Source organism: Mameliella sp. MMSF_3455, from assembly GCF_030733205.1.
Taxonomy (GTDB): Bacteria; Pseudomonadota; Alphaproteobacteria; order Rhodobacterales; family Rhodobacteraceae; genus Antarctobacter.
The window spans coordinates 135402-160748 of the sequence record NZ_JASHJL010000008.1; the positions used below are offsets into that span (position 1 = coordinate 135402).

Genomic DNA, 25347 nt, shown 5'->3' on the forward strand with positions numbered 1-25347 from the left:
CCATGCCGCCGGCGGCCCATATGTCCGCATGGACAATGAAGACTTCATACGTCCGACGGTGCGCGCTGTCATCCGCAAGGGAAGCCTTGTGCTGGTACAGGTCAAGCAGGCGGCCTCGGGGCAACGCTACCTGACCCTGCCGGGCGGTCGGCAGGAGGTGGGAGAGACAATGCAGCACGGCCTGATGCGTGAATGTCTCGAAGAGATCGGGGTGGCGCCGCAGGTCGGCGACGTGCGGCACGTCGCGGATGTCTTTCGCAAGCGGGCGGGGCGGCGGCGCCAGTTGCTGGAGGTGCTCTTCGACTGCACCGTGCCGGATACTTACGCGCCTGTCCTGGGCGTACGGCCGGACAAGCGGCAGGTGGCCACGATCTGGGCCGATCCGGCGCGACCAGAGGCGCCTTTCCTGCCGCGCTACGACCTGCCGCTGATGCGCGGCGATGCGCCGGTTCACCTTGGGAGGCTGGACTGTGCCACGCCCTGATCCGATCGGCGAGAACATGTCGTTCCTGCTGGCCGAGCTGGACGGCCAGCTGACAAGGCTGATCGCCTATTTCGACAATCCCCGGACCGAAACCGCGCTGCAACTGGTGCAGCGGGCGGGCTATTCGCACAACCTGTCGATGCGCGTGCGCAGGGCCTGCCTTGCGGGCATGATGCGCAGCAAGAAGGCCGAGGCGACCCAACTGCGCCTGCAGGGGATCGACACGATCGCGCGCAACCTCGACCTGATCTCGCGCCTGGGCCGGCGGGCGGTGGAACAGGCGGAACGGATCGACCGGCAGAAACTGTTGCGGGCCGATACCTATGGTCCGCCGCTGAAACGCGTGCGCAGGACCGTGGCCCGCATCAACGAGGCGCTGGAGGCGCGGGACAGCAAGCTGGCGGTCGAGATCGGGCAGGCCCGGACCGAGATGGGCACCTTTCACGATCAGCTGTTCCGGACCTACACCCGCGACATGCAGGGGGCCAAGCATACCGAGGACTTGGCCTATGGGCTGCTGTGCCTGAACGAGGTCACCCGAATGGGAGAGGCGTTGCAGACCATCTCCGAGGCGATCCTGTCGATCAACATCGGCCAGTCGGTGCAGTTCGAACGCTATTTCACCCTGCGCAGCGTGCTGGCGGGCGTGGCGCGGGACGAGGAGATCACCCTGCAACCGCTGGCCGAGACCCGGTCCGGTTCGGCCATATCCAGCGTCAACCTGCGCGGCGCCAAGGGCGAGACCGTCGCCGCCGTGTTCAAGGACGGAGACCGCCGCAAGGTCAAGGAAGAGCGCGTCGGGGTGAAAAGCTGGAACTCGGTCTATCCGGGGCTGGCGCCCGAGATCCTGTCCTACGAGAAAAGCGGTAAGTCCGCCGCCCTGCTGATCGAGCATCTCGAGGGCGAGACCTTCGAGGATATCGTCCTGGGCGCCACGGACGAGGCTTTGGCCGAGGCCCAGAAGGCGCTGCACAAGACCGTGCGCGACATCTGGCGCCAGACGCTGACCGGTGAGCCCGCCGAGATGAAGGCGATGGAGCAGCTGGCCAAGCGGTTGCCCGACGTGCACCGCCTGCACAGGCGCTTCGTGCCGGGGCCACAGGGGGTGAACGGCGTGACCGTGGCGGGGTTCGATGACCTTGTCACGGCGGCGGCAGAGCGCGAGGCGAAGATCGCGGCGCCGTTTTCCGTCTACATCCACGGGGATTTCAACCTCGACAACGTGATCTACGACGCGGTGGGCCGCAAGATCCGTTTCATCGACCTGCACCGCTCGCGCTACATGGATTATGTGCAGGACGTGTCGGTCTTCATGGTATCCAACTATCGCCTGCAGGTGCTGGACGCGGGCACGCGGGCGCGGATCGCACGAGTGGCCACCGACATGCACGCGATGGCGGCGAAATTTGCCCGCCGCCAGAAGGACCCGACCTTCGAATACCGCCTGGCGTTGGGGCTGGCGCGGTCCTTTGCCAGTTCGACCCGCTTTGTCGTCGACGAGAAACACGCGCGGCGGATGCTGCTGCGCGCCCGCTACATCCTTGAATCCGCGCTGGCCGTGCCCGAGGGCAAGGAAGGGCGGTTCAGGCTGCCGATGAAGGAATTGTTCAGTGACTAGACGGATCGGGGTCATCGGAACCCCCGGAAAATGGTCGACAGAGGCCCTGGCCGACGCCTTCGAGGCGCGGACCGGCACGCGCCATGTGATCGACATGGCATGCGCCTCGCTGGATCTGGACGCGGGGACGCTGACCTGCGACGGGCTGGACCTGTGTTCGCTGGACGGGCTGGTGCTGAAGAAGGTCGCCGAGGACTACAGCCCCGACGCGCTGGACCGGCTGGAAATGCTGCGCGTGGCCGAGGCCCGGGGCGTGCGAATCTTCAGCCCCGCCGAACGGGTGATCCGCCTGATGGACCGGCTGGCCTGCACCGTGACGCTGCGCGGGGCGGACATCCCCATGCCGCCCACCACCATCACCGAGGACGTGACAGCGGCCCGCGCCGCGCTGGACCGCTATGGCGCGGCGGTGTTCAAGCCGCTGTTTTCCACCAAGGCGCGCGGCATGGTCCTGCTGGACGCAGTTGCGCCGGATGCGGATGCGCAGATCGCCGCCTTCAAGGCCGCGAATCCTGTCATGTACATCCAGCAAAAGGCCGATCTGTCGGGACATGACCTGGGCATGGTGTTTTTGGACGGCGCCTATGTCTGCACCTATGCCCGCGTCAGCCAGACCGACAGCTGGAACACCACGATTCATTCGGGCGGGAAATATGCCTCCTACGACCCTTCGCCGGAACTGATCGAACTGGGCCGGCGCGCGCAGGCGCCCTTTGGCCTGACCTTCACCACTGTCGACATTGCGCTGACACCCGATGGCCCCATCGTCTTTGAGGTCTCGGCCTTTGGTGGCTACAGCGGGGCGTTGAAAGGCTGCGGCATCGACGCTGCCGCGCTGGTGGCCGATCATGTGTTGCAAGAGGTGTCCGCATGAGAACCGCCGAGGATGTGCTGGCGCAGATCGACCTGGAGGCCGCCGGGACAGCGCCCTTTCACCTGGGGGTGGGGCATGTCGGAGTCACAGTGCTGGCGCCCGAGCCCTTGCGCACGCCCCTGATGGCCTATTTCTCGGACGCATTGACGGAAACGCCCGGCGAGATCACGGTGCACCTGCTGCCGGGGCAGGGCCTGTCGCCCGCGCCGGAGTGGACCGACTGGCAGCGCGAACCGGGCAAGGCAGGGCGCAAGGATGCGATTCACGACCTGGCCGGTGCGCGCCTGATCCGCAAGGTTCGCAGCGGCGTGACCTTCTTGCAGGCGCCGGGCGTGGCCGTGGCGCTTGGCCCGCTGGCCGAGAATGAAAGCACCGTCATCAATTTCATCAACACACAGATCCTGAATGCCTGCCTGCGCGATGGCTGGCAGCTGTGCCATGCGGCGGCGGTGACGCGGGGCGCGCGCACGCTGGCGATCTCGGGCCTGTCGGGCGGGGGCAAGTCGACCTCGATCCTGCGAATGATGGACCTCGAGGGGATGTGCTTCCTCAGCAATGACCGCGTTCTGGTGCGCGCGGGTCGCCCGCCACGCGCGCTGGGCATCCCCAAGCAGCCGCGCATCAACCCGGGCACGATCCTTGGCAACCCGCGCCTGCGGGACATGCTGACCCCGGCCCGGCGGGCCGAACTGGAGGCGATGCCACAGGCGGATCTCTGGGCACTGGAGGACAAGCACGACCTGATCATCGCCGAGGTCTATGGCGACGATCGCCTGCGGTTCGAAGGCGCGCTGACCGATTTCTGGGTGCTGAACTGGGATCACGCCACGGATGCACCGACGCAGGTGGCAGAGGTCGCCCTCGCCGATCGGCCCGACCTGCTGGGCGCGATCATGAAGAGCCCCGGACCTTTCTACCAGCATCCCGACGGGCGTTTCGAACCGAACGGTGCCGCGCCCGATCCGTCCCCCTACCTTGAGGCGTTGCGCGGGGTGCGGGTCTGCGAGGTTTCGGGACGGGTGGATTTCGATGCGCTGGCGGCAGAGGGGCGGCGGCTCTTCGATGACTGAGCGCGCCTATGTCGCCGTCCTGCGCCACGGTGCCTATCACCAGCGCAAGGGTGTGCCTTCGGCGCGGCAGCCCTGGGCGCTGACCGATGAGGGCAGGGCGCAGGCTCGCGCGGGGGCGGATCTGCTGGCGGCGATGATTGCCGAGCACGGGCTGCGCCTGTCCCCCGTCGTCCATGCCTCGCGCCAGTTGCGGGCCTGGCAGACGGCGCGCGAACTGGTGACTCGCTTGGCGGAACTGGGACATGCGACCGAGAGCGTCGTGGAAACCCCGGCGCTCGCCGAGCGCGGGCTTGGCAGTGCCGCCAACCTGACGGTGGCGGAAATCGAGGCGGCGTTGCGCGACGATCCGCGCCATGATCCACCCCCGCCGGGCTGGAAGTCGGACAGCGATTATTGCCTGCCGCTGGAAGGGGCCGAAAGCCTGATGATGGCCGGGCGGCGGGTGGCCGATCACCTCGCGGCCACGGCGCGGCCCGGTTGGCTGACCGTTCATGTCGGGCACGGGGCATCCTTTCGCCATGCCTGTCATCACCTTGGCATCCTGGACCGGGCGGAAATCGCCCGGTTGTCGATGTTTCATGCCCGGCCGTCACTGATCTGTCATGATGGCGATGGTAGGTGGTCCCACTTGGCCGGAGCGTGGAAGATCAGGGAACCCGGGGGCGACCCCAAGGATTGACCCTCCTGAGTGCCCGGCCGTGGCAAGGGGGATCGGAAATTGGCGCAAATCCAGGACAATGTCGGTGGCGAGTCCATCCTGTTGCCGCAGGTCTTTGACGGCGATGCCTGCCTGCCGGACCTGCCGCGTACCGTCATTCCCTGGCCAGAGGCCGGGACGCAGCCGCAAATCGCCCGCTGCCTCGACCGCGCGCGGGCGCATGGCGGCTGGCGCTGGCCGGATCGGCCTGTCGTCTTCGTCTCGGACCCGCATGCGGATGCCGAGGGCTTTCTGCGCTCGCTGACCGCCGCCGGGGTGATCCATCGTGCGGGCGGGCGCATCGGGCTGACGGGGTTCGGCCAGCGGGCGCGGATCGTGCTGGGCGGGGACAGCCTGGACAAGGGGCCCAGCAACCTGGCCCTGCTGGATGCGATTGCCGCGCTGCACGGCACAGGGGCGGATGTTCATATCCTTGCGGGCAACCACGACCTGCGCATGCGCATGGCCGTGGCCGCCCTGCGGGGGCCTAGGTCCGCCCTGCGCGAACACCTTTTCGTCCGCATGGGCCGCAAGATCCTGCCCGCCCTGCGCGAGGTGCTGGAACGGTTCGTCACCAAGGCCGACCTGGACGCCCTGCCGGACGAGGCCACCTGCAAGGCCCGGCTCTTGCCGCGTGCGGACTGGGCGGAACGGTTCGAACGCGCGGCCCGGGCCGTGCTGCGCCCCAAGGTCATCGCCAAGGAGACCGCCAAGCTGGGCGCCAAGCTGGAGAAATTCGATGCGGAACGCGCGCGGTCGGGGATGACCTGCCGCGAGATCCTGGCCGCGGCGCTGAAATGTCACCAGGTCTTTTTCGAACCGGGCGGCGCCTATGCCTGGTTCTATGACGGCATGGACGTTGTGGCGCGCAGCGGGTCCTTGCTGTTCGTGCATGCGGGCCTTTGCGACAGCATGTGCGATGTGCTGTCGAACGAGGGACCGGAGGCGGTCAACGCGCGCTATCGGGCGGCGGCAGAGGATGCCTCCCTGGGGTTCTATTTCGGCCCGTTGGCGAACCTTGTGCGGACGAAATACCGCGCCTCGGACTGTGCGCTGACGGATCGCGGAGTTGGGGCGCTGCACCGCGCGGGCATTCACATGGTTGTCCAGGGACATGTCAACAACCACGCCGGCCAGCGCCTGCTGGCCAAGCGCGGGCTGTTGCACCTCGAAGGGGACATCACGCTGGACCGGGCCTCTCGCGCGCTGGAGGGGCTTGAGGGCATCGGCGCGGGCGCGACCTTGATCTTTCCCTCCGGAGATGTGATCGGGCTGAGCCGTGACTATCCGTCGGCAAAGCACTTTGCCCCGGAACGCATGAGCTGAGACAGCGAAAGGGTCGGCATGAGCGACGAAAATGGCCGTTTCTCGCATGAATCCCTGCAGGATGCGAAGACGATCAAGACCCTTCTGACCGCGCTGGCCAAGGGGTTTTCCAAGGGTGAGATGACGCTGGGCGACGAGGACGACGAACTGGTCCTGAAGACCGCCGGGTTGATGAATGTCCGCATCAAGGGCGAACGCCAGGATGGCCAGTGCGAGGTCAGCCTGCGGGTGACCTGGGCCGATCCGGCCGAACCCGCGACGCGCAAGGAAAAGCCCCGGATCGACAGCTGAGTCCCCCCGCACAGCCGGGACGTCGGTCATTCGCCTTGAATGGACAGGGGACCTCGTGAAAGATGGTGTCGGAGGAGCGACGCTGTCCCCAAGGGCGCGCGCGAGGGGAGGAACGACAGGTGACCACAGTGCTCGGCGCGATTGCCGATGATTTCACCGGTGCGACGGACCTGGCCGGTTTACTGGCGCGATCCGGTGTCCGGGTGTCGCTGCGCATGGGCGTGCCGGAGGGGCCACCCGCCGATCCGGCGCCCTTCGAGGTGATCGCGCTCAAGATCCGGACCGCGCCGGTTGATGACGCCGTGGCCGAGGCGCGCGCCGCGCTGGACTGGCTGCGGCGGGCCGGGGCAGAGCGGTTCTTCTGGAAATACTGCTCGACCTTCGATTCGACGTCAAAGGGCAATATCGGCCCGGTGGCCGAGGCGCTGATGCGGGACCTGGGCGCGGAGCAGACCATCTATTGCCCGGCCTTTCCGGAAAACGGCCGGTCGATCTTCATGGGCAATCTCTTTGTCGGGGAACAGCCGCTGGGCGAAAGCCCGATGAAGGATCATCCGCTGACGCCGATGCGGGATTCGAACCTGATGCGCCTGCTGGCGCCGCAGGTCACGCAGCCAGTGGGGCTGGCCAACCGGCTGACCGTGGCGCGCGGTGCCAGGGCGCTGACCGCGCGGCTGGCAGAGTTGCGGGCCGAGGGCGTGGCGCATGTGGTCGTGGACGCGGTGGCGAACGAGGATCTGCGGATCATCGCCGAGGCCTGCCGCGACATGCCGCTGATGACTGGCGGCAGTGCCGTGGCCATGCCCTTGCCCGGTCTCTGGCAGGCTGACGGGCTGCTGTCACAGGCAGCGGCGGTGTCGCCGCCAGAGGTGGCGTCGGGGGCGGTGGTCCTGTCGGGCAGTTGTTCGGCGATGACCAACGCGCAGGTGGCCGCCTATCGCGCAACGGGCGCCCCCGCTTTGCAGCTGGATCCGCTGGAACTGGCGGACCGTGGCGCGGCGCCTGCGATTGACTGGCTGCGTGGGGTGTCCGCCGGGGCCGCGCCGCTGATCTATGCCACTGCCGATCCGGCCTCTGTCAGGGCCACCCAGGAACGGCTGGGCACCGCCCGTGCGGGCGAAATCGTCGAAGAGGCGCTGGCGGCTTGCGCCATCGCCGCGCGCGACATGGGGCGGCGCCGGTTTGTCGTCGCGGGCGGAGAGAGCTCCGGCGCGGTGACGCAGGCGCTGGGCGTCACCCGGCTGGACGTGGGCCGGGAGATCGCGCCGGGCGTGCCCTGGTGTTTTGCCGAAAGCGGCGGCAAGCGCATCGCGCTGACGTTGAAATCGGGCAATTTCGGCGCCGAGAGCTTTTTCACCGACGCGCTGGACATGCTGGACCGATGACCGAGGAAACCCGCCTTCGAGAGCAGATCTGCACGCTGGCAAAGTCGATGTTCGACCGGGGACTGACCGGCGGATCGACGGGCAACATATCGTCGCGCACGCCGGACGGGGGGCTGCTGGTCTCGCCCACCGGAACCAGTTTCGGGCGGCTGGACCCGGCGCGGCTCAGCCGGTTCGACGCCGAGGGGCGTCATGTGAATGGCGACCGTCCGACAAAGGAAATGCCCCTGCATTCGGCCTTTTACGACACGCGCAGCCGGGCCGGGGCGGTGGTGCACCTGCATTCCTGTCACGCGGTTGCCTTGTCCATGATGCCGGATGTGGACGAGGATGATTTCCTGCCGCCGCTCACGCCCTACGGGATCATGCAGCTTGGCCGGGTCCGGCTGTTGCCGTTTTTCCGTCCGGGCGATCCGGCGATGGGCGAGGCGGTGCGCGGGCTGGTGGGCAAACGCTCGGCGGTGATGCTGGCGAACCACGGGCCGGTGGTGGCGGGCAAGGATGTCGAGGCCGCCTGCAACGCCATCGAGGAACTGGAGGCCACCGCGCGGCTGGCGATGCTGACGCGGGGCCTGTCGCCGCGCGCGCTGTCAGAGGCGCAGGTGCAAGACGTCGTCACGCATTTCAACATCGAGTGGGACACATGAAGTTCTCTGCAAACCTGGGGTTTCTCTGGACGGACCTGACCTTGCCGGACGCGATCCGGGCGGCAGGGGCGGCGGGGTTCGACGCGGTCGAATGCCATTGGCCCTATGATGTGCCGCCGGCGGATGTTCGCGCCGCGCTGGACGAAACCGGGCTGGAGATGCTGGGCCTGAACGCCCGGCGCGGCAACGTGGCGGCGGGGGACAACGGGCTGACCGCGATCCCGGGCCGCGAGGACGAGGCGCGCGCCGCCATCAACGAGGCGCTGGCCTATGCGCGCGCGATCGGAACGCTGTCGGTGCATGTCATGTCGGGCTTTTCCGGTGGCCCAAGGGCGCAAGCGAGCTATTGCGAAAACCTGGCCTATGCCTGCGATGCGGCGGCGGCCGAGGGGATCACCATCCTGATCGAGCCGATCAACCACTACGATGCGCCGGGCTATTTCCTGTCGACCTCGGCGCAGGCCGCTGCCATCATCCGCGAGGTCGGGAGGCCCAACCTGAAGATGATGTTCGATTGCTACCACGTCCAGATCATGGAGGGGGATGTCTGTCGGCGGCTGGAGGCACTGCTGCCGTTGGTCGGTCATATCCAGATCGCTGCCGTTCCCGACCGGGGCGCGCCGGATCATGGCGAACTGGATTACGGGCATGTGCTGGATCGGATCGGGCAATTGGGATGGACCCGGCCCATCGGGGCCGAATACAGGCCGAAGGGGGCGACGGATGACAGCCTGCGCTGGCTGGCAAGGCATCGCGGGTGACACGGGCCGCTGGCCGGGAGGGATGAGATGACAGAGACAATCGCCATCATCGGCGCGGGCCTGATTGGCCGGTCCTGGAGCGTGCTGTTCGCGCGGGCCGGCTTTGACGTGCAGGTCTGGGATGTCGATCCCGCCGTGCTGGAGCGGTTTCCGCAGGACCTGGCGACACTCTGCGATACTCTGCAGGCAGAGGCTTTGCTAGAGGACAGCGAGGGCACGCAGTCCCGAGTCCGCACCTGTCCGACGCTGGAAGAGGCGGTCTTGGGTGCCTGTTTCGTGCAGGAAAACGGGCCCGAGCGGATCGAGGTCAAGCAAGAGCTCTTTGCCCGGCTGGACGCCGCCGCGCCGCCGGAGGCGGTGCTGGCCTCGTCGACCTCTGCCATCGTGCCATCGCGCTTTACCGAGCGGCTGGCGCAGCGCGGGCGCTGTCTCGTCGGCCACCCGGTGAACCCGCCGCACCTGGTGCCCGTGGTCGAACTGTGCCCGGCTCCCTGGACCACGGCAGAGACACTGGACCGGGCCGAAGCGATCTATGAAAAGATCGGCCAGGTGCCCGTCCGGATGAGCGCCGAGCGCGACGGTTTCGTGCTGAACCGCCTGCAGGGGGCGCTTCTGGCTGAGGCGCTTCGCCTGCTGGGCGAGGGTGTGGTCAGTGTCGAGGGGCTGGATGCCACGATCAAGCAGGGGCTGGGTCTGCGCTGGACGCTGATGGGGCCGATCGAGACCATCGACCTGAACGCGCCGGGTGGGCTGATCGATTACGCGACGCGCTATGGCCCCTTTTACGCGGGCTTGGCCGAGACACCGCCGGGGCCAGAGGTTTTTTCGGTCGAGACCGCCAAAAAGATCGCCGCCACCTGGCCGCAGGACCGCAGCCCCGACAGCATCCGCGCGCGGCAGGACCACCGAGACCGTCGCCTGGCCGCCCTGCGCCGCCACCTGATGACTGACACCGACTGATCCAAGGAGATCCCCATGGCCAAGCCTCGCAAGGTGATCGTCACCTGTGCCGTCACCGGCGCCATTCACACGCCGTCGATGTCCGAACACCTGCCGGTCACGCCGTCAGAGATCGCCGAGGCGGCCATCGGCGCGGCCAGGGCCGGGGCCGCCATCGTTCACCTGCATGCCCGTGATCCGCAGGACGGGCGCCCTGACCAGACCCCGGAGGCCTTCGCGCCCTTCCTGGGCGTCATCAAGCAGGCATCGGACTGCGTGGTGAACATCACCACCGGCGGCGCGCCGACCATGAGCGTGCAGGAACGGGTGGGCCCGGCGGAAACCCACCGCCCCGAGGTCGCCTCGTTGAACATGGGCAGCATGAATTTCGGCCTTTTCCCGATGCTGAAACGCTTTCCGGATCTGACCCACCAGTGGGAGCGCGATTACGTCGGCAACAAGGACATCATCTTCAACAACAGTTTCGGCCAGATCGAGTACATCCTGACCACCCTTGGTGCCTCCGGCACGCGGTTCGAGTTCGAGTGTTACGATACCTCGCACCTCTACAACCTGCGGTATTTCCTGGACGAGGGGCTGGTGAAACCGCCGCTGTTCATCCAGACCGTCTTTGGCCTGATGGGTGGGATTGGGGCGCACCCTGACGACGTGCAGCACATGAAACGCACCGCCGATCGGCTGTTCGGTGACCAGTACCGCTGGTCCGTGCTGGGCGCGGGGAAGAACCAGCTGCCGATTGCCGCGATGGCCGCGGCGATGGGCGGAAATATCCGGGTGGGGCTGGAGGATTCGCTCTGGCTTGGCCCCGGGGTGCTGGCGAAAACCAACGCCGAGCAGGTCGGCAGGGCACGCCAGATCGTCGAGGGGTTGGGCCTGGAACTGGCCAGCCCGGACGAGGCGCGCGAGATGCTGGCCTTGAAAGGCGCCGACAAGGTTGGCTTCTGAAGGCACGGGCGCGGCTTGGAGCGTCGGGCGATTGGCACTAGGCTGGATCCGCCGGGACGGCGTGAGGGGAACGGAATGACGAAGGCACATGCGGTGATCATCGGCGCGGGCGAGGGGCTGTCGGCAGCCCTGGCGCGGGAACTGTCGCGGGACCACGCGCTGACGCTCGCCGCGCGCGGCGGCGAAAAAATGCGCGCCGTGGCCGAAGAGACCCGCGCCCGCCGCGTCCTGCTGGATGCCACGGACGAACACGACGTGGCACGGTTGTTCGACGACCTGCCGGCGGTGCCCCGGGTCGTGATCTACAACCCGTCGGCCCGGGTGCGCGGCCCGGTGGCGGAACTCGACGCGGACGAGGTGCGCGCGGCGGTCGAGGTGACCGCAATCGGCGCCTTCCTGACAGGCAAACACGCGGCGCGCCGGATGCTGGAGGCGGACCCGGTGGCGGGCGCGCGCGGCACGATCCTCTTCACCGGCGCCTCGGCGGGGGTAAAGGGGTTTCCCAAATCGGCGCCCTTTGCGATGGGCAAGTTCGCCCAGCGGGGTCTGGCCGAAAGCATGGCGCGCGAGTTGCACCCGAAAGGCATTCACGTCGCCTGGATCAACATCGACGGGGCGATCCTGAACCCGGGCCGCAGCGAACCCGACGAGGCGCCTTCTTCCATGCTGCGCCCCGAGGCGATCGCCCGCAGCTATCGCCACCTGATCGAACAGGACCGCAGCGCCTGGTCGCATGAACTGAGCCTGCGTCCTTGGGTCGAACGGTTCTGAAAGGGTCATGACGCGGGTCCTGATCCTGTCCAGCTGGGTCGCGCATGGCCATGTCGGCCTCTCGGCGGCGGCGCCCGCGTTGCAGGCGCTGGGTCACGAGGTGACGCAACTGCCGACGACGGTCCTGTCGAACCACCCCGGCTGGCCGCATGTGGCCGGGGCGCCCGTGCCCGGTGCCCAGATCCGGGGCATGATCGAGGCGCTGGATGCAAACGGCTGGTTGATGGCGCAGGACGCCCTGTTGCTGGGCTACATGCCGTCGTCCGAGCATGTGGCCCTTGCGGTTGATCTTGCCCGCCGGATGCGGGCGGCGGGCATGCGCGTCGTGGTTGATCCGGTTCTGGGCGACTTGCCCGGGGGGCTCTATGTGTCGCAGGAGGTCGCCTGTGCCCTGCGCGACGAGCTTGTGCCACTGGCCGATGGGCTGACGCCCAACCTGTTCGAACTGGGCTGGCTGACGGACGCCCCGGTCGAAGGACTGAAAGAGGCGAGGGCCGCCGCGTCGATGCTGTTGGACCCTGTGGGCGAGGTTCTGTTGACTTCCGCACCCGTGGGGCCCGGAACCACCGGATTGTTGCGGGTCACGCCGGACGGCGCGCAGGTCTTTCCGGTGGCGCTGCGCAAGGCTGTGCCGCATGGTGTGGGGGACGTGTTCTCGGCCTTGGTGGCGGGCGGCCTTTCACCCGGTCATGCCCTGGGGCATCTGTCGGCCCTGATCGACGCAAGCCTGCACGCGCAGCACCTGCGTATCGTCCCGGCGGCCCCGAACTGGACCCGGGCCGCCCCACTGACCCCGACGGAGATCTGACCGATGGCCTTCGATTTCATCCTGATGCTGACCGCAAATGACCGCACCATCCCCGATGCCCGCGCGCGGCTGGAAGAGGCGCTGGAAGGGGGCGTGCGCCACATCGGTTTCAAGGACGTCGGCCTGCCGTTGTCGGAACTCAAGGGGCTGGCGGCGGCGATCCGCAGCGCAGGCGGGCGGTCCTACCTGGAGGTTGTCAGCCTGGATGCGGAAAGCGAGCTGGCCTCGGCCCGGGCCGCGGTGGAAATCGACGTGGACTGCCTGTTGGGCGGAACCCGTGCGCAGGAGGTGACCGAGGTCACGCGCAACCATCCGCTGCGCTACTATCCCTTTCCCGGTCGGATCACCGGCCATCCGAGCGTACTGGAAGGCCCGGCCGAGGATATCGTCACCTCCGCGCGGCGGCTGGCGGATCATGAGCATGTGCATGGGCTGGATCTGCTGGCCTACCGCTTCGATGGCGAAGTGCAGGGGCTGATGACCTCTGTTTGCGGGGCGGTGGGCAAGCCGGTCATCATGGCGGGCAGTATCGACAGCGAGGCGCGCGTGGCCGCCTGCGCGCAGGCGGGCGCGGCGGGGTTCACCGTGGGTACGGCGGCGCTGTCGGGCGTGTTCCCGGCGGAAAGCCAGGGGTTCGCGGCGCAGGTTCGGTCGATCCTTGCGATCACGGCGCGGGCGCGGGCCGTGTCCACGGCACCGCGCCGCCTGGCGCTGGTGGCGCACGACACGCGCAAGGCGCAACTGCGCGCCTGGGTGCTGCGGCACCGGGCGGCGCTTTCGGGGCATCGTCTGATCTGTACCGGCGGGACGGGCCGGATGCTGCATGACCTGGCGCCGGAACTGGACATCCGGCGCCTGCAACGCGGCGACCGGGGTGGCGATCAGCAACTGGGCGCCCTTGTGGCGACCGGAGAGCTGGATGCGGCGATCTTTTTCGCCGACCCGACGGTCCCGCATGGCGGCGACGCCGATCTGCAGGCGCTGACCCGGCTTGCCATGCTGCATGACGTGCCGCTGGCGCTCAGCACCTCGGCGGCGGACATGCTGGCTGCCGCGCTGCTGTCGGCCGCGGTTTCGTGACCGGAATACGACACTGCAAGACACACCCGGGGCGCCGGTGGCCGGAGCTTGGTACTCAGATCGGCTCGATCAAATCGGGGCCGCTGGCACGGTTCGAATTCACCGCGGGGTCGACCCGGTAGAACTCCAGCGCGTCCTTTGGCGCGGGCCGCATCAAGGTCGCGGCGCCATGCCCCTCTTCGCCCAGCCATTTGGCCCAGTCCTGCGGGTCCAGCACCACGGGCATCCGGTGATGGATCTTTGACATGGCCGTACTGGCGCCGCAGGTGACGATGGCGCAGGTTCGATAGGCCAGCCCGTCGCGTTCCCAGTCCTGCCAGACACCGGCAAAGACCAGCGGACCTTCGCCCGAGGGATGGATGTACCAGGGCAGCCGGTTTCCCTCGGCGTCCTTTGTCCATTCATAGAACCCAGTGCAGGGAATCAGGCAGCGACGCTCGCGGCAGGCTGCCTTGAAGGCGGGTTTCTCGGCGATCGTCTCTGCCCGCGCATTGATCAGCAGCGGGCCACCGTTGGGGGCCTTGTACCAATGCGGCAGGAACCCCCAGCGCATCGAAACCAGCCGCCGACCGGCCTCTTCCATGACGACGTGGATGTCGTTGGTCGGGCAGATGTTGTAGTTGGGCACCTCTGGCAGGTCGTTGGCGGGCACTGCGTCGAACAGCTGCGCCATCGCGTCCGGGGGCAGGGTGACCGCGAACCGCCCGCACATCGCCTAGAGCCCGAAGCGCGAGTAATGCAGCAGCCCCCAGGCGGTCAGCTCGCGTTCCAGCCGACCCCAGAGGTCGGCAAAGCGTAGCGGGTCAAGCTTGGAGACCTGCTGGATCTGGGCGATGCTGCGGCGATTGTCGATGGCGGCCATGAGCGGCGCGCATTCGCGCGGCAGGCGGATCTGCACGTCCGCCTCCTTCAGCGTGATGGGCAGCGGGCGGCCCTGTGCAATCGCCTGGGCGGGACGGCGCATGTCGCTGGTGGGCGAGCGCGGGATCAGGCTCTGGCGCGCGCCGCGGGCGATGGGGCGGTCCTCGTCCGCGGGAACAAGGTAGCCCAGGTGTTTCTTCAACGTGCCGCGCAGTTTCTCGGCCTGGGCCATCGCGGTCGCGTCGTCCATGCCCTTGGGGCGCTCGGTGATGCGGGCGAGATCATACAGCCCGGGTTGCAGCAGCGCCTGCAGCTTCCAGCCGGTGTTGTCGAGGGTCTGCATCAGCCGGGGAATGTCGAAAGGCGTATCCTGCCCGTGCAGCAGCAGATCGTAGAAACCCGCGTCGCTTTGTTCGTGGTCGGTGACGTTGATGTTGGCGGCAAAGGGGTGCCCCTTGTGCAGCCCGCCGACGATCTTCTTTGCCTTGGCCAGACGTGCCTGCGGGGCCATGCCGTCGAAGAGCGCGCCAAAGGCCTCTTGCAGCTGGTAGATCCCGGAGCGGCCATAGGGGGCATAGACCATGAAACCCATCCCGCCCCCCGGCGCCACGGCGGCGCGCAGCGCGGCAAAGCCCGCGTCCGGGTCGGGCAGGTGGTGCAGCACGCCGCAGCAGTCGATGTAGTCGAACTGCCCAAGCTCTGCGGCGTCCAGCAGGCTGCCGGTGACGAAGGTGATGCCGGTCAGGCCGCGCGCCTTGGCCCGTGCCTCGGCAATCTCGCGCGAGGCGGTGGAGAGATCGACATAGGTGATTTCGTAGGGCGCGCGCGCGCTGGTCATCATCTGGGCGATCTGGATCAGCGCGTCGCCGGTGCCGCCCCCGGCCACCAGTACGCGGAGCGGTTGCGACCAGTCGCGCTGGCCGCCGAACAGGTAGTGGTCGATTTCAAGCGGGTGCGAGGGAGAGCCGGTGATCAGCCGCTTTTTCTCATCCTCCGGGCGCCTTTCCGGGTAGGGATAGCTTTCGTACTGTTCCTTGACCGATACCATGCGCGCCTCCGTGACCTAGGGACAAGGGTTTGCCCAAAAGGCGCGCCGGGAACAAGCCCGGATATGACCGGGCGCGCAGCGGCGAAAGACGCCTCAGCCGCGGCGCCGGGCGATTTCCAGCCGGGTTTCCAAGAGCGCGATTTCGCGGATCAAAAGGGCCCGTGCGTCACGGTCGGCGGTGTCGCGCAGGGTTTCGCGCAGGTGGGCCAGGTCGCGGGTCAGCGAGACGGCCTCCGGCACGGCGCCATTTTCCTTGAGGATGCGGGTCATGACCGCGCCATCCGGATCATCGCAGCGCGGCAGCGGGCGCCCCGCACCTGCGAGGTTGTCGAATGCGCCGTCGCGTTCCGCAGCGGCAATGCGGGAATTGATGAGGTCGATCAGCGGGTGGTCCATGCGGCGATGTTACCCCCAAACTGAGGTCCGGCAAAGTGGTCCAGGCCGGCAGGGCGCCGGACTATCGCGGCAATTCTAACCATCCGTTAACCTTTTTCGCGGAACGCGGCGTCACCGTTGAACTGCCGCTGCGTCGGCCACTCTTGCGCGGGGCGTCAAAGCCTCACACACTGCGCGGCAACGAAAACACTTTGGGGAGGAGTGGCCGAGATGACCTACGCGGGCGTAGAGGATCGCAACGCAATCGAGGCAGAGATGCCCTGGGCGGAGCGGGACATCCCGCCGACGCTCTGGGGACAGCTGTCGCGCACCGCCGACCGGTTTCCGTCGCGGCCGGCGGTCAGCTACCAGTTGCTGTCCGGCCCGCAGGACAAGGCGGAAACGCTGAGCTGGTCGCAGCTGCGTGACCAGACGGCCCAGGCCGCCAACCTGTTCCGCAGCCTGGGCATCGGCGAGAACGACGTGGTCGCCTATGTACTGCCGAACTGCAACGAGACCATCTCGACCCTGCTGGGCGGTGCCGTCGCGGGGATCGTGAACCCGATCAACCCGTTGCTGGAAGCCGAACAGATCGCCGCCATCCTGCGGGAAACCGATGCCAAGGTGGTGGTCACGCTCAAGGCCTTTCCCAAGACCGACATCGCCCAGAAGATGGCCGAGGCGGTGCGCAATGCGCCGCATGTGCACACGGTGCTGGAGGTCGACCTGAACCGCTACCTGACCCCGCCCAAAAGCTGGATCGTGCCGCTGGTGCGGCCCAGGAACCCCGGCAACCATCACGCTGACGTCAAGGATTTCCGCAAGGAATTGGCCAAGCACGCCAAGACGCTGGGCTTTGCCGACAGCGCCGGCAACCGGGTTGCGGCCTATTTCCATACCGGCGGCACCACGGGTATGCCCAAGGTGGCGCAGCACACCTACGAGGGGATGTTGTACAACGGCTGGCTGGGTGACAGGCTGCTGTTCACCGAGGAAGACAGCGTGATGTGCCCGCTGCCGCTGTTCCATGTCTTTGCCTGTCACGTCATCCTGATGGCGATGGTCTTTTCCGGCGCGCATGTGGTGTTCCCCACGCCTGCGGGCTATCGCGGCGACGGAGTCATGGACAACTTCTGGAAGCTCTGCGCGCGCTGGAAGACGACCTTTGTCATCACCGTGCCCACCGCCGTTTCGGCGCTTATGCAGCGCAAGGTGGATGCCGACATCACCAGCATCAAGACCGCTTTTTCCGGGTCCGCACCGATGCCGTTGGAACTGTTCAAGCGGTTCGAAAGCGCCTGCGGCGTCACGGTCTGCGAGGGGTATGGCCTGACCGAGGCAACCTGCCTGGTGGCGGTGAACCCGCCCGACGGGGCCAAGAAGGTGGGATCGGTCGGGATCCCCTTCCCCTACACGGATGTGCGGATCATCAAGGTGGCGCATGGCGAACCGGTGGAATGCGAGGTGGACGAGATCGGAGAGATCTGCGTGTCGAACCCCGGGGTTTATGCCGGCAAGACCTATACCGAGGCGGCCAAGAACGTCGACCTGTTCCACTATGGCACCCATTTGCGCACCGGCGACCTGGGCCGCAAGGACGCGGATGGCTACCTGTGGATCACCGGGCGGGCCAAGGACCTGATCATTCGCGGCGGCCACAACATCGACCCGGCCGAGATCGAGGAGGCGCTGCTGGCGCATCCGGCGGTTGCGTTTGCCGGTGCCATCGGTCAGCCTGACTCGCATTCCGGCGAATTGCCCTGTGCCTTTGTCGAACTGGTGGACGGGGCCGAGGTGACAGAGGCGGAACTGCTGGAGCATGCGCGCGTGCACGTGCATGAGCGCGCCGCCCACCCCAAGCACATGACAATCCTGCCGGAACTGCCCAAGACCGCCGTGGGCAAGGTGTTCAAGCCCGACCTGCGCAAACACGCGATCACCCGGGTCTACAACGGCGCGCTGGAAAAGGCGGGCTGTGCCGCGCGTGTCGTCTCGGTGATCGACGACAAGAGCCGGGGATTGGTCGCGCAGGTCGCGCCCAACGGTGCCGACGAGGCGCAGATCGGCGAGGTCCTGGGCGGCTTTACCCGGCCCTGGGAGAAGGCCGGGCAGGGTACGGCGACTGCGGTCTGACCGTCAGGCGGTGTGGGTCACCACGGGGTCGATCGGTGTACCGCCGACCTCGATGGCCTGCTCCAGCCGTCGGGCGATCTGCAAAAGCCGCGCCTCGCCCCGTGGTGGGCCGATCAGTTGCAGGCCCACCGGCAACCCGCGCGCATCGCGGCCCACGGGCAGCGACATCGCAGGCAGTCCACAGAGCGTGGCGAGGAAGGCAAAGCGCAGCCAATCGAGGTAATCCGTACTGGCAACGCCGGCGATTTCCGGCGGGTACTCGCTCTCGACCGGAAGCGGCCCGATGCCGGTCACCGGGCAGGCCAGCACATCGACCCGTTCGAGATACTGGCGCATCGTCTCGTACAGGCGGGCGCGGGCCAGGTTGGCATCGGCGATTTTATCTACCGTCAGCTTGCCGCCCTGGGCGATGTTTGCCTTCAGGGTGGGTTTGTAGCGCGAGGTGATCGCCTCGGGCGTGGCGCGATAGCCGGTCCACATGCCAAGCGCGCGGAAGGTGCGGAAGGTACTCTCGATCCCGGGCAGGTCGGGTGTCTCCTCGACGATTTCCACGTCGGGTGCCTGCAATCGGGTGAGTGCGGCGGCAAGGATCTGGGCCATCTCCGGTTCGACCGGGGCCAGCCCGCCAAGATCCGGCGCAAAGCCGATGCGGACCGGACCGGGATCGCGGCGGCAGTTGTCCAGGTAGCCCCCGGCGGCGGGCGGGAAAGAGATCGGCGAAACCGGGTCGAACCCGCTCAGCGCATCAAGCAAGAGCGCGCAGTCCTCGACCGTGCGCGCCATCGGACCCTCGACGCCGAAGGGGTTGAACCCGTCACCGCCCGGGCTGGCGACGATACCGGGCGAGGGCCGCAGGCCGACGATCCCGCAAAAGCTGGCGGGCGTGCGCAGGCTGCCGCCCAGGTCCGAGCCCTGGCTGAGCCAGACTTCGCCCGCAGCCAGACCGGCCGCAGCCCCGCCGGAGGAACCGCCCGCATTCATGGTGGTGTCCCAGGGGTTGCGGGTGGCGCCGAAGACCGGGTTGAAGGTATTGGCGCCGGCGCCCATTTCGGGCGTGTTCGTCTTGCCCACCACCACGGCGCCGCGGGATTCAAGGCGCGTGACCAGCGGGTCCGACGCTTTGGGAACGAAATCCGCAAGGCCGGGCGTGCCGAAAGTCGTGCGTACCCCGGCGACCGGGGTCAGGTCCTTGATCCCGATGGGCAGACCTCCCAGCAGGCTGGTGGCCGTCGCCTCTATGGCGGCCTCGCGGGCGCGCTCTGGGCAGGGGGTCACGAGGGCATTGATCGCCGGCGACGTCTGTTCGATCCGGGTCAGGCTGGCGTCCAGCAACTCGCTCGGGCTGACCTCGCCACGTTTCAACAGATCGACCGCCTCGCAGGCGGTCAGGCGGCAAAGCTCGGGGCCGGAAAAGCCGGGATCAGCAGTCACCATCGGGCTGTTCACAGAAAATGTCGTAGAGAAGGCCGATCACCCGGCTCGTGTTTTCGTCGGCAAGGCTGTAGTAGATCGTCTTGCCGTCGCGCCGGGTCTTCACAAGGCCTTCTTCGCGCAGGCGGGCCAGCATCTGGCTGACCGCCGCCTGTCGGATTCCCAGCAGGACTTCCAGTTCACCAACCGATTTCTCGCTCGACCCGAGATGGCAGAGGATCATCAGCCGCCCTTCATGTGCCAGCGTCTTTAGAAAGGCCGCGGCGTGCTGGGCATTGGTTTGCATTTCCTCCGGCGGAGGCGGCAGTTTCGTCTGGTCTTCCATGTGACTCGCGTCTTGATCGGTTGCTCCAATATAGCTCGCCGCTCGGGAAAGACCAGATCATCAGTCTGTCAGGGGCGGCGCGCCGCCCTGGAAGGCATTGCCAAGGGCGTAATCGCAGGGCGCGTCCTGCATCTGCAGGTGCAGATCGCCGCCGGTATAGGGATGCGCGCGGGCCAGGTCCTCGTCCACCTCGATGCCCAGGCCAGGCGCGGTGGGCGCGGGGACGAAACCGTTGTCGAGCGTTATCGTGTTCTTGATGAGCGCGGCGTGGAAGGGGGTCTCGATGGTTTCGGCGAGCAGCAGGTTGGGGATGGAAACCGCAAGCTGGATGTTGGCCGCCCATTCGATCGGACCGGCATAGAGATGCGGCGCCATTTCCGCGTTGAAAGTCTCGGCCATCGCGGCCAGCTTGCGCATCTCCCAGATGCCGCCGGCGCGGCCAAGCGCCGGTTGCAGGATTTTCGCCCCGCCGCTGCGCAGCAATGTGGCGAATTCGGCGCGTGTGGTCAGGCGTTCGCCGGTGGCGACGGGCACGCGCACCGCGCGGGCCACCTCGGCGAACTCCAGCAGGTTGTCCGGTGGCACCGGCTCTTCGAACCAGAGCGGCAGGTAGGGCTCGATCGCCTGTCCCAGGCGGATGGCACCCGCGGTGGTGAACTGGCCGTGGGTGCCGAACAGCAGGTCCGCCCGGTCGCCCACCGCCTCGCGGATGGCCTTGCAGAAGGCGACGGACATGGCGATGTCGCGCATGCCCGGCTGGTGCCCACCGCGCATCGTGTAAGGGCCTGCGGGATCGAACTTCACCGCCGTATAACCGCGCTCGACACAGTCGAGGGCCGATTCAGCCGCCAGCTCGGGCGAGGTCCAGAAGTCGTCCATCCGGTGCCGCGGCAGCGGGTAGAGATATGTATAGGCGCGCACCCGTTCGTTCATCATGCCGCCGATCAGCGCCCAGACCGGCCTGTCCCGCGCCTTGCCCAGGATGTCCCAGCAGGCGATTTCCAGACCGGAAAAGGCGCCCATGACGGTCAGGTCGGGGCGCTGGGTAAAGCCCGAGGAATAGGTGCGGCGGAACATGCGCTCGATGTTCTCGGGGTTTTCGCCCTCGAAATAGCGGGCAAAGACATCGGCGATCACCGCGCGCATCGCCTCCGGCCCGACCGAGGCGGCATAGCATTCGCCCCAGCCGGTGATGCCGTTGTCGGTGGTCAGCTTGACGAGGATCCAATAGCGCCCACCCCACCCCGGTGCGGGGGGCGCGGTGATGATCACGTCAAGGTCCTGGAGTTTCATGGCCTGTCCCTGTGGCTTGCGGGGGATGGGGGCTCTGCCCCCGTCTTCCTTCGGTCGACTCCCCCGAGAGTATTTTCGGCCCAAAGAAACAGCGCGTGCGGGGCCGGGGTCAATGGCTGTCGAACAGGATGACGTTGCGGCGGGCGCCGCCGGTCATCGTGTCCGCGATGGCCTCGTTGATCTGGTCGAGCCGCCAGCGTCCAGACACCAGTTCATCGAGCTTCAGGCGTCCCTGCCGGTAGAGGTCGGCCATCCAGGGGATGTCGCGCTGGATCACCACGTCGCCCATTTTCGAGCCGACCATCTGCTGGCCCATGAAGGCGGGCACGACAGGTTCGTAGGTGGCCATCGCGCCGGAATGCGGCATCCCGATCATCACCATGCGACCGCCCCAGCCGAGGTAGCGCATGGCCTGTTCGTAGGCGGGGATCGCGCCCACGGTCACGGCAACCACGTCGGCGCCCCGGCCCAACGCGGTATGGGCCGCCTCCCAGGGCGCGTCCTGCGTGGCAAGGATCCCGTCCGTGGCGCCGAAGGCTCGGGCGATCTCCAGTTTCTCTTCGCTCATGTCGACGGCGACGATGCGGCGGGCGCCGCCGATATGCGCGCCCTGTATCGCGTTCAGGCCGACGCCGCCTGCGCCGATGACAACCACGTCGTCGCCCGGGCGCATCTTGCCGGCATTGATGACCGCGCCGATACCGGTGATCACGCCGCAGGCGAGCAGGCAGACGGCCTCTGGTGGCATGTCGTCGGGCAGGACGACGACCTGGCTTTGATCGACGACGACCTTTTCGGCAAAGGCACCACAGAACATGGCCGACATCACCTCTGTGCCATCGGGCCGGGTGAGGGCGGGTGCGGTGTCGCGATCACCGATACAGATGGTCGGACGACCCGAGGCGCAGGTGGGGCAGGTGCCGCAGGCGCGGATCAGCGTGACGACGACACGGTCGCCGGTCTGCAGGCCGCTGATGCCGTCGCCCAGGGCGGTGATGCGGCCTGCGGCCTCATGGCCGTAGACCGCCGGAAGTGCGCCGCCCCAGGCGCCGGTGGCATAGGAAATATCGGAATGGCAGATAGCAACGGCCTCCAGCGTGACCTCGATCTCTCCGGCGCCGGGGGCGCGGAGGTCGAGTTCCTCGATCTGCAGGGGGGCGTCGAAGGCGGTGCAGACCGCCGCGCGGATGCGTGTCATGGGTTTCTCCCCGGTAAGTTGCGGGCAAGGTGCGCGGGTAGACAAGCGGGCCGCTGTTCCGAAAACGACATTACCGGGGTCGGTTGTGTTGCATGACGCGACGACAGGTTGCGTCAGGTCTTCAGGCTGCCGACCCTGGCGGCAAAGGCGCGGGCGTCGGCGGGTGCGGTGCCCATCTGGTGCACCGGATCGAACAGTTCCGCGGGCAGGTCGGGGTGCGCGGCGCGGGCGATCTCTTCCAGTGGCTGGTCGCTATCGCGTGCCTGCGTGCACAGTGCCTTGGAGGCGGCCTGTGCCTCGGGCCGGGGCATGGTTCGGGCCAGCGCAAAGGACAGCGCTTCGGCCATGAGCAGACCGCCGGTGGCATCCAGTGTCGCCCTCATCGCCGCCGCATCTGGGCTGAGGCGCTCTGCCAGGGATTGCGCCTGCGTCGCCGCGGCTGCGGCGGAGAGCACAAGTTGCGGCAGGCAGAGCCATTCTGTGAACCATGCCGCGCCGTCGCGTTGCTGGCGATGCAGGGCCGCCCCCTGAAGCGTGGCGTTCAGACCCTGAGCGTGGCGCGCCAGCGCGACCAGGGCAGAGGGCGCCACCGGGTTCTGTTTCTGCGGCATGGTCGAGGAGGCGCCGGAGCCGCCAAGACGGACCTCGGCAATGCCGCTTTGCGTGGCGAGTACCAGGTCCTCTCCCAGTTTGCCGAAGGCAAGCGCGGTACGGGTGAACCAGTCGGCGATGGTCAGGATCGGGGTGCGGTCGCTGTGCCAACCGTGGCCGGGGTCGGCCAGGCCCAGCTTGTCCGCCATCTCTGCGCGCAGGGCGGCCGGATCGGGTCCAAGGGCCGAGGCGGTGCCGGCGGCACCGGACAGCGAGACGCGCAGGGCGCTGGCGCGCAGGGCGGGCAGGGCCTCCAGCGCCGCGATCAGGGGCCAGCCCCAGGCGGCGGCCTGTGCGCCAAAACTGGTGGGCGTGGCGTGCTGGCCATAAGTGCGGGCGGCCATCGGTGTCTCGGCATGAGCATCGGCCAGCCGGGCCAGCGCGGTCAGCGTGGCGCGCAGGCGCTCTTCCTGCTGGGTCAGGGCCTGGCGCAGGCGCAGCATCAGCCCGGTGTCCTGGATGTCCTGCGAGGTGGCGCCCCAGTGCAGGTATTGCGCGTGTTCCGGGGCATTCATCGCCTGCCGAAAGGCCGCGACGAAGGCAGGCGTGGTGACGCCGTTCTGGCCCGTGGCCTCCGCCAGTTGGGCCGGGTCGATCTGGCATTCGAGGCTGGCGCGCTGGATCGCGGCGGCGGCGGTTTCGGGGATCGCCCCTTGTGCCGCCTGCGCCTGTGCCAGCGCGGCCTCGACCAGCATCATGGCGCGGATCTCGGCACTGTCGGACAACAGGCGCGCGGTCTCGCCGGTGGGAAAGAGGCGGTGCAGGTGGGCGCTGTCAAAGGGCGTTGCGGGCATGGGGTGTCCTGTCAGGGGGTCTTGGCGGCGATCCGGTCGAGCAGGTCGGCCAGCCGTCCGGGCATGGAGAAAAAGGGCGAATGGCCGCTGTCCAGTTCGTAGACCTCGTCGGGCGCGAAACGGGCGGCGAGCTTGTCCTGCAGGTCGGGCGGGATCGCACCGTCCTGGCGGCAGAGGATGTAGCTGCGCGGCTTGTCCTGAGAATTGGCGGTCAGCTCGACCACGGTCTGGCCCGGGGCCTGCGCCTGCGGGGTGAAGCGGGGCAGGGCAAAATCCACCGTTTCTGGCGGGCAGTCCTGGTAGAAAAGATCGGGGGCCATTGCCGGGTCGAACGTGTGGGACAGCCCGTCGTCCGAGACGCGGATGGCGGCGACGAGCGGCTGCGTAGAACCGAGAAAGCGCATCTCGGACATGGTCTTGCCGGGCCAGGGCGTGTGCGCGCAAAGGTAGACGAGGCGCGCGATGTTGTCTGGTGCCAGCTCGGCTGCGCGGGTGATCGGGAAACCGGCCATCGAATGACCGACAAGGATCGTGGGTTCGGTCAGGTGGCGGATGATCGTTTCCGCGTAGAGTTCCAGCGTGACCTCGCCCACCGGGGTCTTGTCCGCGCCGTGAGAGGGCAGGTCTATGGCCCCGACCTGATGCCCATGTGCCTCCAGCGCGGGCAGCACGTCGCGCCAGCACCATGCCCCGTGCGAGGCGCCGTGGATCAGCAGAAAGCGCGCCACGTCAGCCCGTCGCGCCCTGCGCCCTGAGGAAGGCGGACAGGAGGGCGGCGTATTCATCCGGTTTTTCGACACAGGGCAGATGGCCGGCGCCCCGGATCAGTTCCTTTTGCGCACCGGGGATCAGGTCGGCGGTTTCGAACACAAGGTCGGGCGGGGTCGATCCGTCTTCGGACCCGGCGATGGCCAGCGTGGGCAGGCGCAAGCCGCTGGTCGATGACAGAAAGTCCGTGCCCGCGATGGCGGCGGCACAGCCGGTCCAGCCCTCTGCGGGAGTGCGCAGGAACATGTTGCGCCAGCCGGGGAACTCTGCGGCGTCGTGAAAGGGTTTCGAGAACCAGCGATCCATCGTCGGGCCGACAATACTGTCCAGCCCGCCGGTCTTGACCGCCTCGATCCGGTCTGCCCACATGTCGCGGGTGCCGATCTTGGCGGCGGTGTTCGACAACACCATCGCGCGCACCAGGTCGAGCCGCTTGGCCGCAAGCCCTTGGGCGATCATGCCACCGATCGACAGGCCGACGAAGATCGCGTTGGAAAAGCCCGTGTGATCCATCAGCCGTTCCACGTCGGTGATGAGTGCGCCCATGCTGTAGGGGCCGGCAGGCGTATCCGACAGCCCGTGCCCGCGCTTGTCATAGCGCAGGATGCGCAGGCCGGCGGGCAAGAGCGGCAGCACCTCGTCCCAGAGCCGGAAATCCGTGCCAAGCGAGTTGGCGAAGACGACGGGCGTGCCGTCGTCCGGTCCGGTGACGCTGTAGTGCAGGCGAAGATCGCCGAATTGAGCCATCTGCAT

Annotated in this window: 26 protein-coding genes; 16 read left to right on the top strand and 10 right to left on the bottom strand. The window is 67.6% G+C overall.

The window, feature by feature from the left end; all coding sequences use genetic code 11:
• Window positions 1–28 precede the first annotated feature (28 nt).
• The 15 genes from RBB42_RS08190 (at window position 29) to RBB42_RS08260 (ending at window position 13717) form a co-directional block, all read left to right on the top strand.
• A complete protein-coding gene (locus tag RBB42_RS08190; protein WP_305969436.1) occupies window positions 29–484 on the top strand; it encodes an NUDIX domain-containing protein in 456 nt (151 codons plus the stop codon).
• Complete coding sequence (locus tag RBB42_RS08195) at window positions 471–2102, top strand: aminoglycoside phosphotransferase family protein (RefSeq protein ID WP_305969437.1); 1632 nt, start codon at window positions 471–473, stop codon at window positions 2100–2102. Before RBB42_RS08190 ends, RBB42_RS08195 begins: the two co-directional genes overlap by 14 nt.
• The gene (locus RBB42_RS08200; protein WP_305969438.1) at window positions 2095–2976 is read left to right on the top strand and encodes a GAK system ATP-grasp enzyme; all 882 of its coding nucleotides are present in this window, start codon (window positions 2095–2097) and stop codon (window positions 2974–2976) included. Before RBB42_RS08195 ends, RBB42_RS08200 begins: the two co-directional genes overlap by 8 nt.
• A complete protein-coding gene (locus RBB42_RS08205; RefSeq protein WP_305969439.1) occupies window positions 2973–4046 on the top strand; it encodes an HprK-related kinase B in 1074 nt (357 codons plus the stop codon). Before RBB42_RS08200 ends, RBB42_RS08205 begins: the two co-directional genes overlap by 4 nt.
• Window positions 4039–4725, top strand: coding sequence for a histidine phosphatase family protein (locus RBB42_RS08210; protein ID WP_305969440.1), 687 nt, complete (start codon window positions 4039–4041; stop codon window positions 4723–4725). Before RBB42_RS08205 ends, RBB42_RS08210 begins: the two co-directional genes overlap by 8 nt.
• 39 nt (window positions 4726–4764) lie before the next feature.
• A complete protein-coding gene (locus tag RBB42_RS08215; RefSeq protein ID WP_305969441.1) occupies window positions 4765–6069 on the top strand; it encodes a metallophosphoesterase in 1305 nt (434 codons plus the stop codon).
• An 18-nt stretch (window positions 6070–6087) separates the two neighbouring features.
• Window positions 6088–6360 (top strand): amphi-Trp domain-containing protein, encoded by a 273-nt coding sequence (locus tag RBB42_RS08220; protein WP_305969442.1) that lies wholly within the window; start codon window positions 6088–6090, stop codon window positions 6358–6360.
• A 119-nt stretch (window positions 6361–6479) separates the two neighbouring features.
• The gene (otnK, locus tag RBB42_RS08225) at window positions 6480–7745 is read left to right on the top strand and encodes a 3-oxo-tetronate kinase (protein WP_305969443.1); all 1266 of its coding nucleotides are present in this window, start codon (window positions 6480–6482) and stop codon (window positions 7743–7745) included.
• Window positions 7742–8392, top strand: a complete 651-nt coding sequence (gene otnC / locus RBB42_RS08230; RefSeq protein ID WP_305969444.1) for a 3-oxo-tetronate 4-phosphate decarboxylase — start codon at window positions 7742–7744, stop codon at window positions 8390–8392. Before otnK ends, otnC begins: the two co-directional genes overlap by 4 nt.
• A complete protein-coding gene (locus RBB42_RS08235) occupies window positions 8389–9153 on the top strand; it encodes a hydroxypyruvate isomerase family protein (protein ID WP_305969445.1) in 765 nt (254 codons plus the stop codon). Before otnC ends, RBB42_RS08235 begins: the two co-directional genes overlap by 4 nt.
• Before the next feature lie 27 nt (window positions 9154–9180).
• Complete coding sequence (locus RBB42_RS08240) at window positions 9181–10113, top strand: 3-hydroxyacyl-CoA dehydrogenase (RefSeq protein ID WP_305969446.1); 933 nt, start codon at window positions 9181–9183, stop codon at window positions 10111–10113.
• Between the two features lie 15 nt (window positions 10114–10128).
• Window positions 10129–11058, top strand: a complete 930-nt coding sequence (kce, locus tag RBB42_RS08245) for a 3,5-dioxohexanoate:acetyl-CoA acetone transferase (RefSeq protein ID WP_305969447.1) — start codon at window positions 10129–10131, stop codon at window positions 11056–11058.
• A 75-nt stretch (window positions 11059–11133) separates the two neighbouring features.
• Window positions 11134–11829 (top strand): SDR family NAD(P)-dependent oxidoreductase, encoded by a 696-nt coding sequence (locus tag RBB42_RS08250; protein ID WP_305969448.1) that lies wholly within the window; start codon window positions 11134–11136, stop codon window positions 11827–11829.
• Window positions 11830–11836: 7 nt separating this feature from the next.
• Window positions 11837–12637 (top strand): bifunctional hydroxymethylpyrimidine kinase/phosphomethylpyrimidine kinase, encoded by an 801-nt coding sequence (locus RBB42_RS08255; protein ID WP_305969449.1) that lies wholly within the window; start codon window positions 11837–11839, stop codon window positions 12635–12637.
• A 3-nt stretch (window positions 12638–12640) separates the two neighbouring features.
• On the top strand, window positions 12641–13717 hold the full coding sequence (locus RBB42_RS08260) for a methylglyoxal synthase (protein WP_305969450.1): 1077 nt from the start codon (window positions 12641–12643) through the stop codon (window positions 13715–13717).
• A gap of 55 nt (window positions 13718–13772) precedes the next feature.
• On the opposite strand, the gene RBB42_RS08265 is transcribed toward RBB42_RS08260, so the two are convergent.
• From RBB42_RS08265 to RBB42_RS08275, 3 genes are all read right to left on the bottom strand, one after another.
• Window positions 13773–14429 (bottom strand): SOS response-associated peptidase, encoded by a 657-nt coding sequence (locus RBB42_RS08265; protein WP_305969451.1) that lies wholly within the window; start codon window positions 14427–14429, stop codon window positions 13773–13775.
• A gap of 3 nt (window positions 14430–14432) precedes the next feature.
• The gene (locus RBB42_RS08270) at window positions 14433–15626 is read right to left on the bottom strand and encodes a class I SAM-dependent methyltransferase (RefSeq protein ID WP_305969452.1); all 1194 of its coding nucleotides are present in this window, start codon (window positions 15624–15626) and stop codon (window positions 14433–14435) included.
• A 93-nt stretch (window positions 15627–15719) separates the two neighbouring features.
• Entirely contained in the window at window positions 15720–16022 is a 303-nt protein-coding gene (locus tag RBB42_RS08275; RefSeq protein WP_305969453.1) for a DnaJ family domain-containing protein, read from the bottom strand.
• A gap of 210 nt (window positions 16023–16232) precedes the next feature.
• Here RBB42_RS08275 and RBB42_RS08280 point away from each other — a divergent pair, with 210 nt between their 5' ends.
• Window positions 16233–18134: an acyl-CoA synthetase gene (locus RBB42_RS08280; RefSeq protein WP_305969454.1), complete on the top strand. Its 1902-nt coding sequence runs from the start codon at window positions 16233–16235 to the stop codon at window positions 18132–18134.
• Between the two features lie 3 nt (window positions 18135–18137).
• Here RBB42_RS08280 and RBB42_RS08285 read toward each other — a convergent pair whose 3' ends face one another.
• The 7 genes from RBB42_RS08285 to pcaD form a co-directional block, all read right to left on the bottom strand.
• The gene (locus RBB42_RS08285; RefSeq protein WP_306043629.1) at window positions 18138–19568 is read right to left on the bottom strand and encodes an amidase; all 1431 of its coding nucleotides are present in this window, start codon (window positions 19566–19568) and stop codon (window positions 18138–18140) included.
• Window positions 19555–19890, bottom strand: coding sequence for an ArsR/SmtB family transcription factor (locus tag RBB42_RS08290; RefSeq protein ID WP_305969456.1), 336 nt, complete (start codon window positions 19888–19890; stop codon window positions 19555–19557). The genes RBB42_RS08285 and RBB42_RS08290 overlap by 14 nt, the downstream gene beginning before the upstream one ends.
• Before the next feature lie 60 nt (window positions 19891–19950).
• Window positions 19951–21183, bottom strand: coding sequence for a mandelate racemase/muconate lactonizing enzyme family protein (locus tag RBB42_RS08295; RefSeq protein WP_305969457.1), 1233 nt, complete (start codon window positions 21181–21183; stop codon window positions 19951–19953).
• A 109-nt stretch (window positions 21184–21292) separates the two neighbouring features.
• On the bottom strand, window positions 21293–22381 hold the full coding sequence (locus RBB42_RS08300; protein ID WP_305969458.1) for an alcohol dehydrogenase catalytic domain-containing protein: 1089 nt from the start codon (window positions 22379–22381) through the stop codon (window positions 21293–21295).
• A gap of 113 nt (window positions 22382–22494) precedes the next feature.
• Complete coding sequence (locus RBB42_RS08305) at window positions 22495–23826, bottom strand: lyase family protein (RefSeq protein WP_305969459.1); 1332 nt, start codon at window positions 23824–23826, stop codon at window positions 22495–22497.
• 11 nt (window positions 23827–23837) lie between these two features.
• On the bottom strand, window positions 23838–24554 hold the full coding sequence (locus RBB42_RS08310) for an alpha/beta fold hydrolase (RefSeq protein ID WP_305969460.1): 717 nt from the start codon (window positions 24552–24554) through the stop codon (window positions 23838–23840).
• 1 nt (window position 24555) lies between these two features.
• A complete protein-coding gene (gene pcaD, locus RBB42_RS08315) occupies window positions 24556–25347 on the bottom strand; it encodes a 3-oxoadipate enol-lactonase (protein ID WP_305969461.1) in 792 nt (263 codons plus the stop codon).

What these genes read in the sequence shown, in the direction of transcription:
- RBB42_RS08190 (WP_305969436.1), top strand. Translation starts at nt 29, where the DNA reads ATGGACAATGAAGACTTCATACGTCCGACGGTGCGCGCTGTCATCCGC.
- RBB42_RS08205 (WP_305969439.1), top strand. Translation starts at nt 2,973, where the DNA reads ATGAGAACCGCCGAGGATGTGCTGGCGCAGATCGACCTGGAGGCCGCC.
- RBB42_RS08210 (WP_305969440.1), top strand. Translation starts at nt 4,039, where the DNA reads ATGACTGAGCGCGCCTATGTCGCCGTCCTGCGCCACGGTGCCTATCAC.
- RBB42_RS08220 (WP_305969442.1), top strand. Translation starts at nt 6,088, where the DNA reads ATGAGCGACGAAAATGGCCGTTTCTCGCATGAATCCCTGCAGGATGCG.
- otnC (WP_305969444.1), top strand. Translation starts at nt 7,742, where the DNA reads ATGACCGAGGAAACCCGCCTTCGAGAGCAGATCTGCACGCTGGCAAAG.
- RBB42_RS08235 (WP_305969445.1), top strand. Translation starts at nt 8,389, where the DNA reads ATGAAGTTCTCTGCAAACCTGGGGTTTCTCTGGACGGACCTGACCTTG.
- RBB42_RS08240 (WP_305969446.1), top strand. Translation starts at nt 9,181, where the DNA reads ATGACAGAGACAATCGCCATCATCGGCGCGGGCCTGATTGGCCGGTCC.
- kce (WP_305969447.1), top strand. Translation starts at nt 10,129, where the DNA reads ATGGCCAAGCCTCGCAAGGTGATCGTCACCTGTGCCGTCACCGGCGCC.
- RBB42_RS08250 (WP_305969448.1), top strand. Translation starts at nt 11,134, where the DNA reads ATGACGAAGGCACATGCGGTGATCATCGGCGCGGGCGAGGGGCTGTCG.
- RBB42_RS08255 (WP_305969449.1), top strand. Translation starts at nt 11,837, where the DNA reads ATGACGCGGGTCCTGATCCTGTCCAGCTGGGTCGCGCATGGCCATGTC.
- RBB42_RS08260 (WP_305969450.1), top strand. Translation starts at nt 12,641, where the DNA reads ATGGCCTTCGATTTCATCCTGATGCTGACCGCAAATGACCGCACCATC.
- RBB42_RS08265 (WP_305969451.1), bottom strand. Translation starts at nt 14,429, where the DNA reads ATGTGCGGGCGGTTCGCGGTCACCCTGCCCCCGGACGCGATGGCGCAG.
- RBB42_RS08270 (WP_305969452.1), bottom strand. Translation starts at nt 15,626, where the DNA reads ATGGTATCGGTCAAGGAACAGTACGAAAGCTATCCCTACCCGGAAAGG.
- RBB42_RS08275 (WP_305969453.1), bottom strand. Translation starts at nt 16,022, where the DNA reads ATGGACCACCCGCTGATCGACCTCATCAATTCCCGCATTGCCGCTGCG.
- RBB42_RS08280 (WP_305969454.1), top strand. Translation starts at nt 16,233, where the DNA reads ATGACCTACGCGGGCGTAGAGGATCGCAACGCAATCGAGGCAGAGATG.
- RBB42_RS08285 (WP_306043629.1), bottom strand. Translation starts at nt 19,568, where the DNA reads ATGGTGACTGCTGATCCCGGCTTTTCCGGCCCCGAGCTTTGCCGCCTG.
- RBB42_RS08290 (WP_305969456.1), bottom strand. Translation starts at nt 19,890, where the DNA reads ATGGAAGACCAGACGAAACTGCCGCCTCCGCCGGAGGAAATGCAAACC.
- RBB42_RS08295 (WP_305969457.1), bottom strand. Translation starts at nt 21,183, where the DNA reads ATGAAACTCCAGGACCTTGACGTGATCATCACCGCGCCCCCCGCACCG.
- RBB42_RS08300 (WP_305969458.1), bottom strand. Translation starts at nt 22,381, where the DNA reads ATGACACGCATCCGCGCGGCGGTCTGCACCGCCTTCGACGCCCCCCTG.
- RBB42_RS08305 (WP_305969459.1), bottom strand. Translation starts at nt 23,826, where the DNA reads ATGCCCGCAACGCCCTTTGACAGCGCCCACCTGCACCGCCTCTTTCCC.
- pcaD (WP_305969461.1), bottom strand. Translation starts at nt 25,347, where the DNA reads ATGCAGATGGCTCAATTCGGCGATCTTCGCCTGCACTACAGCGTCACC.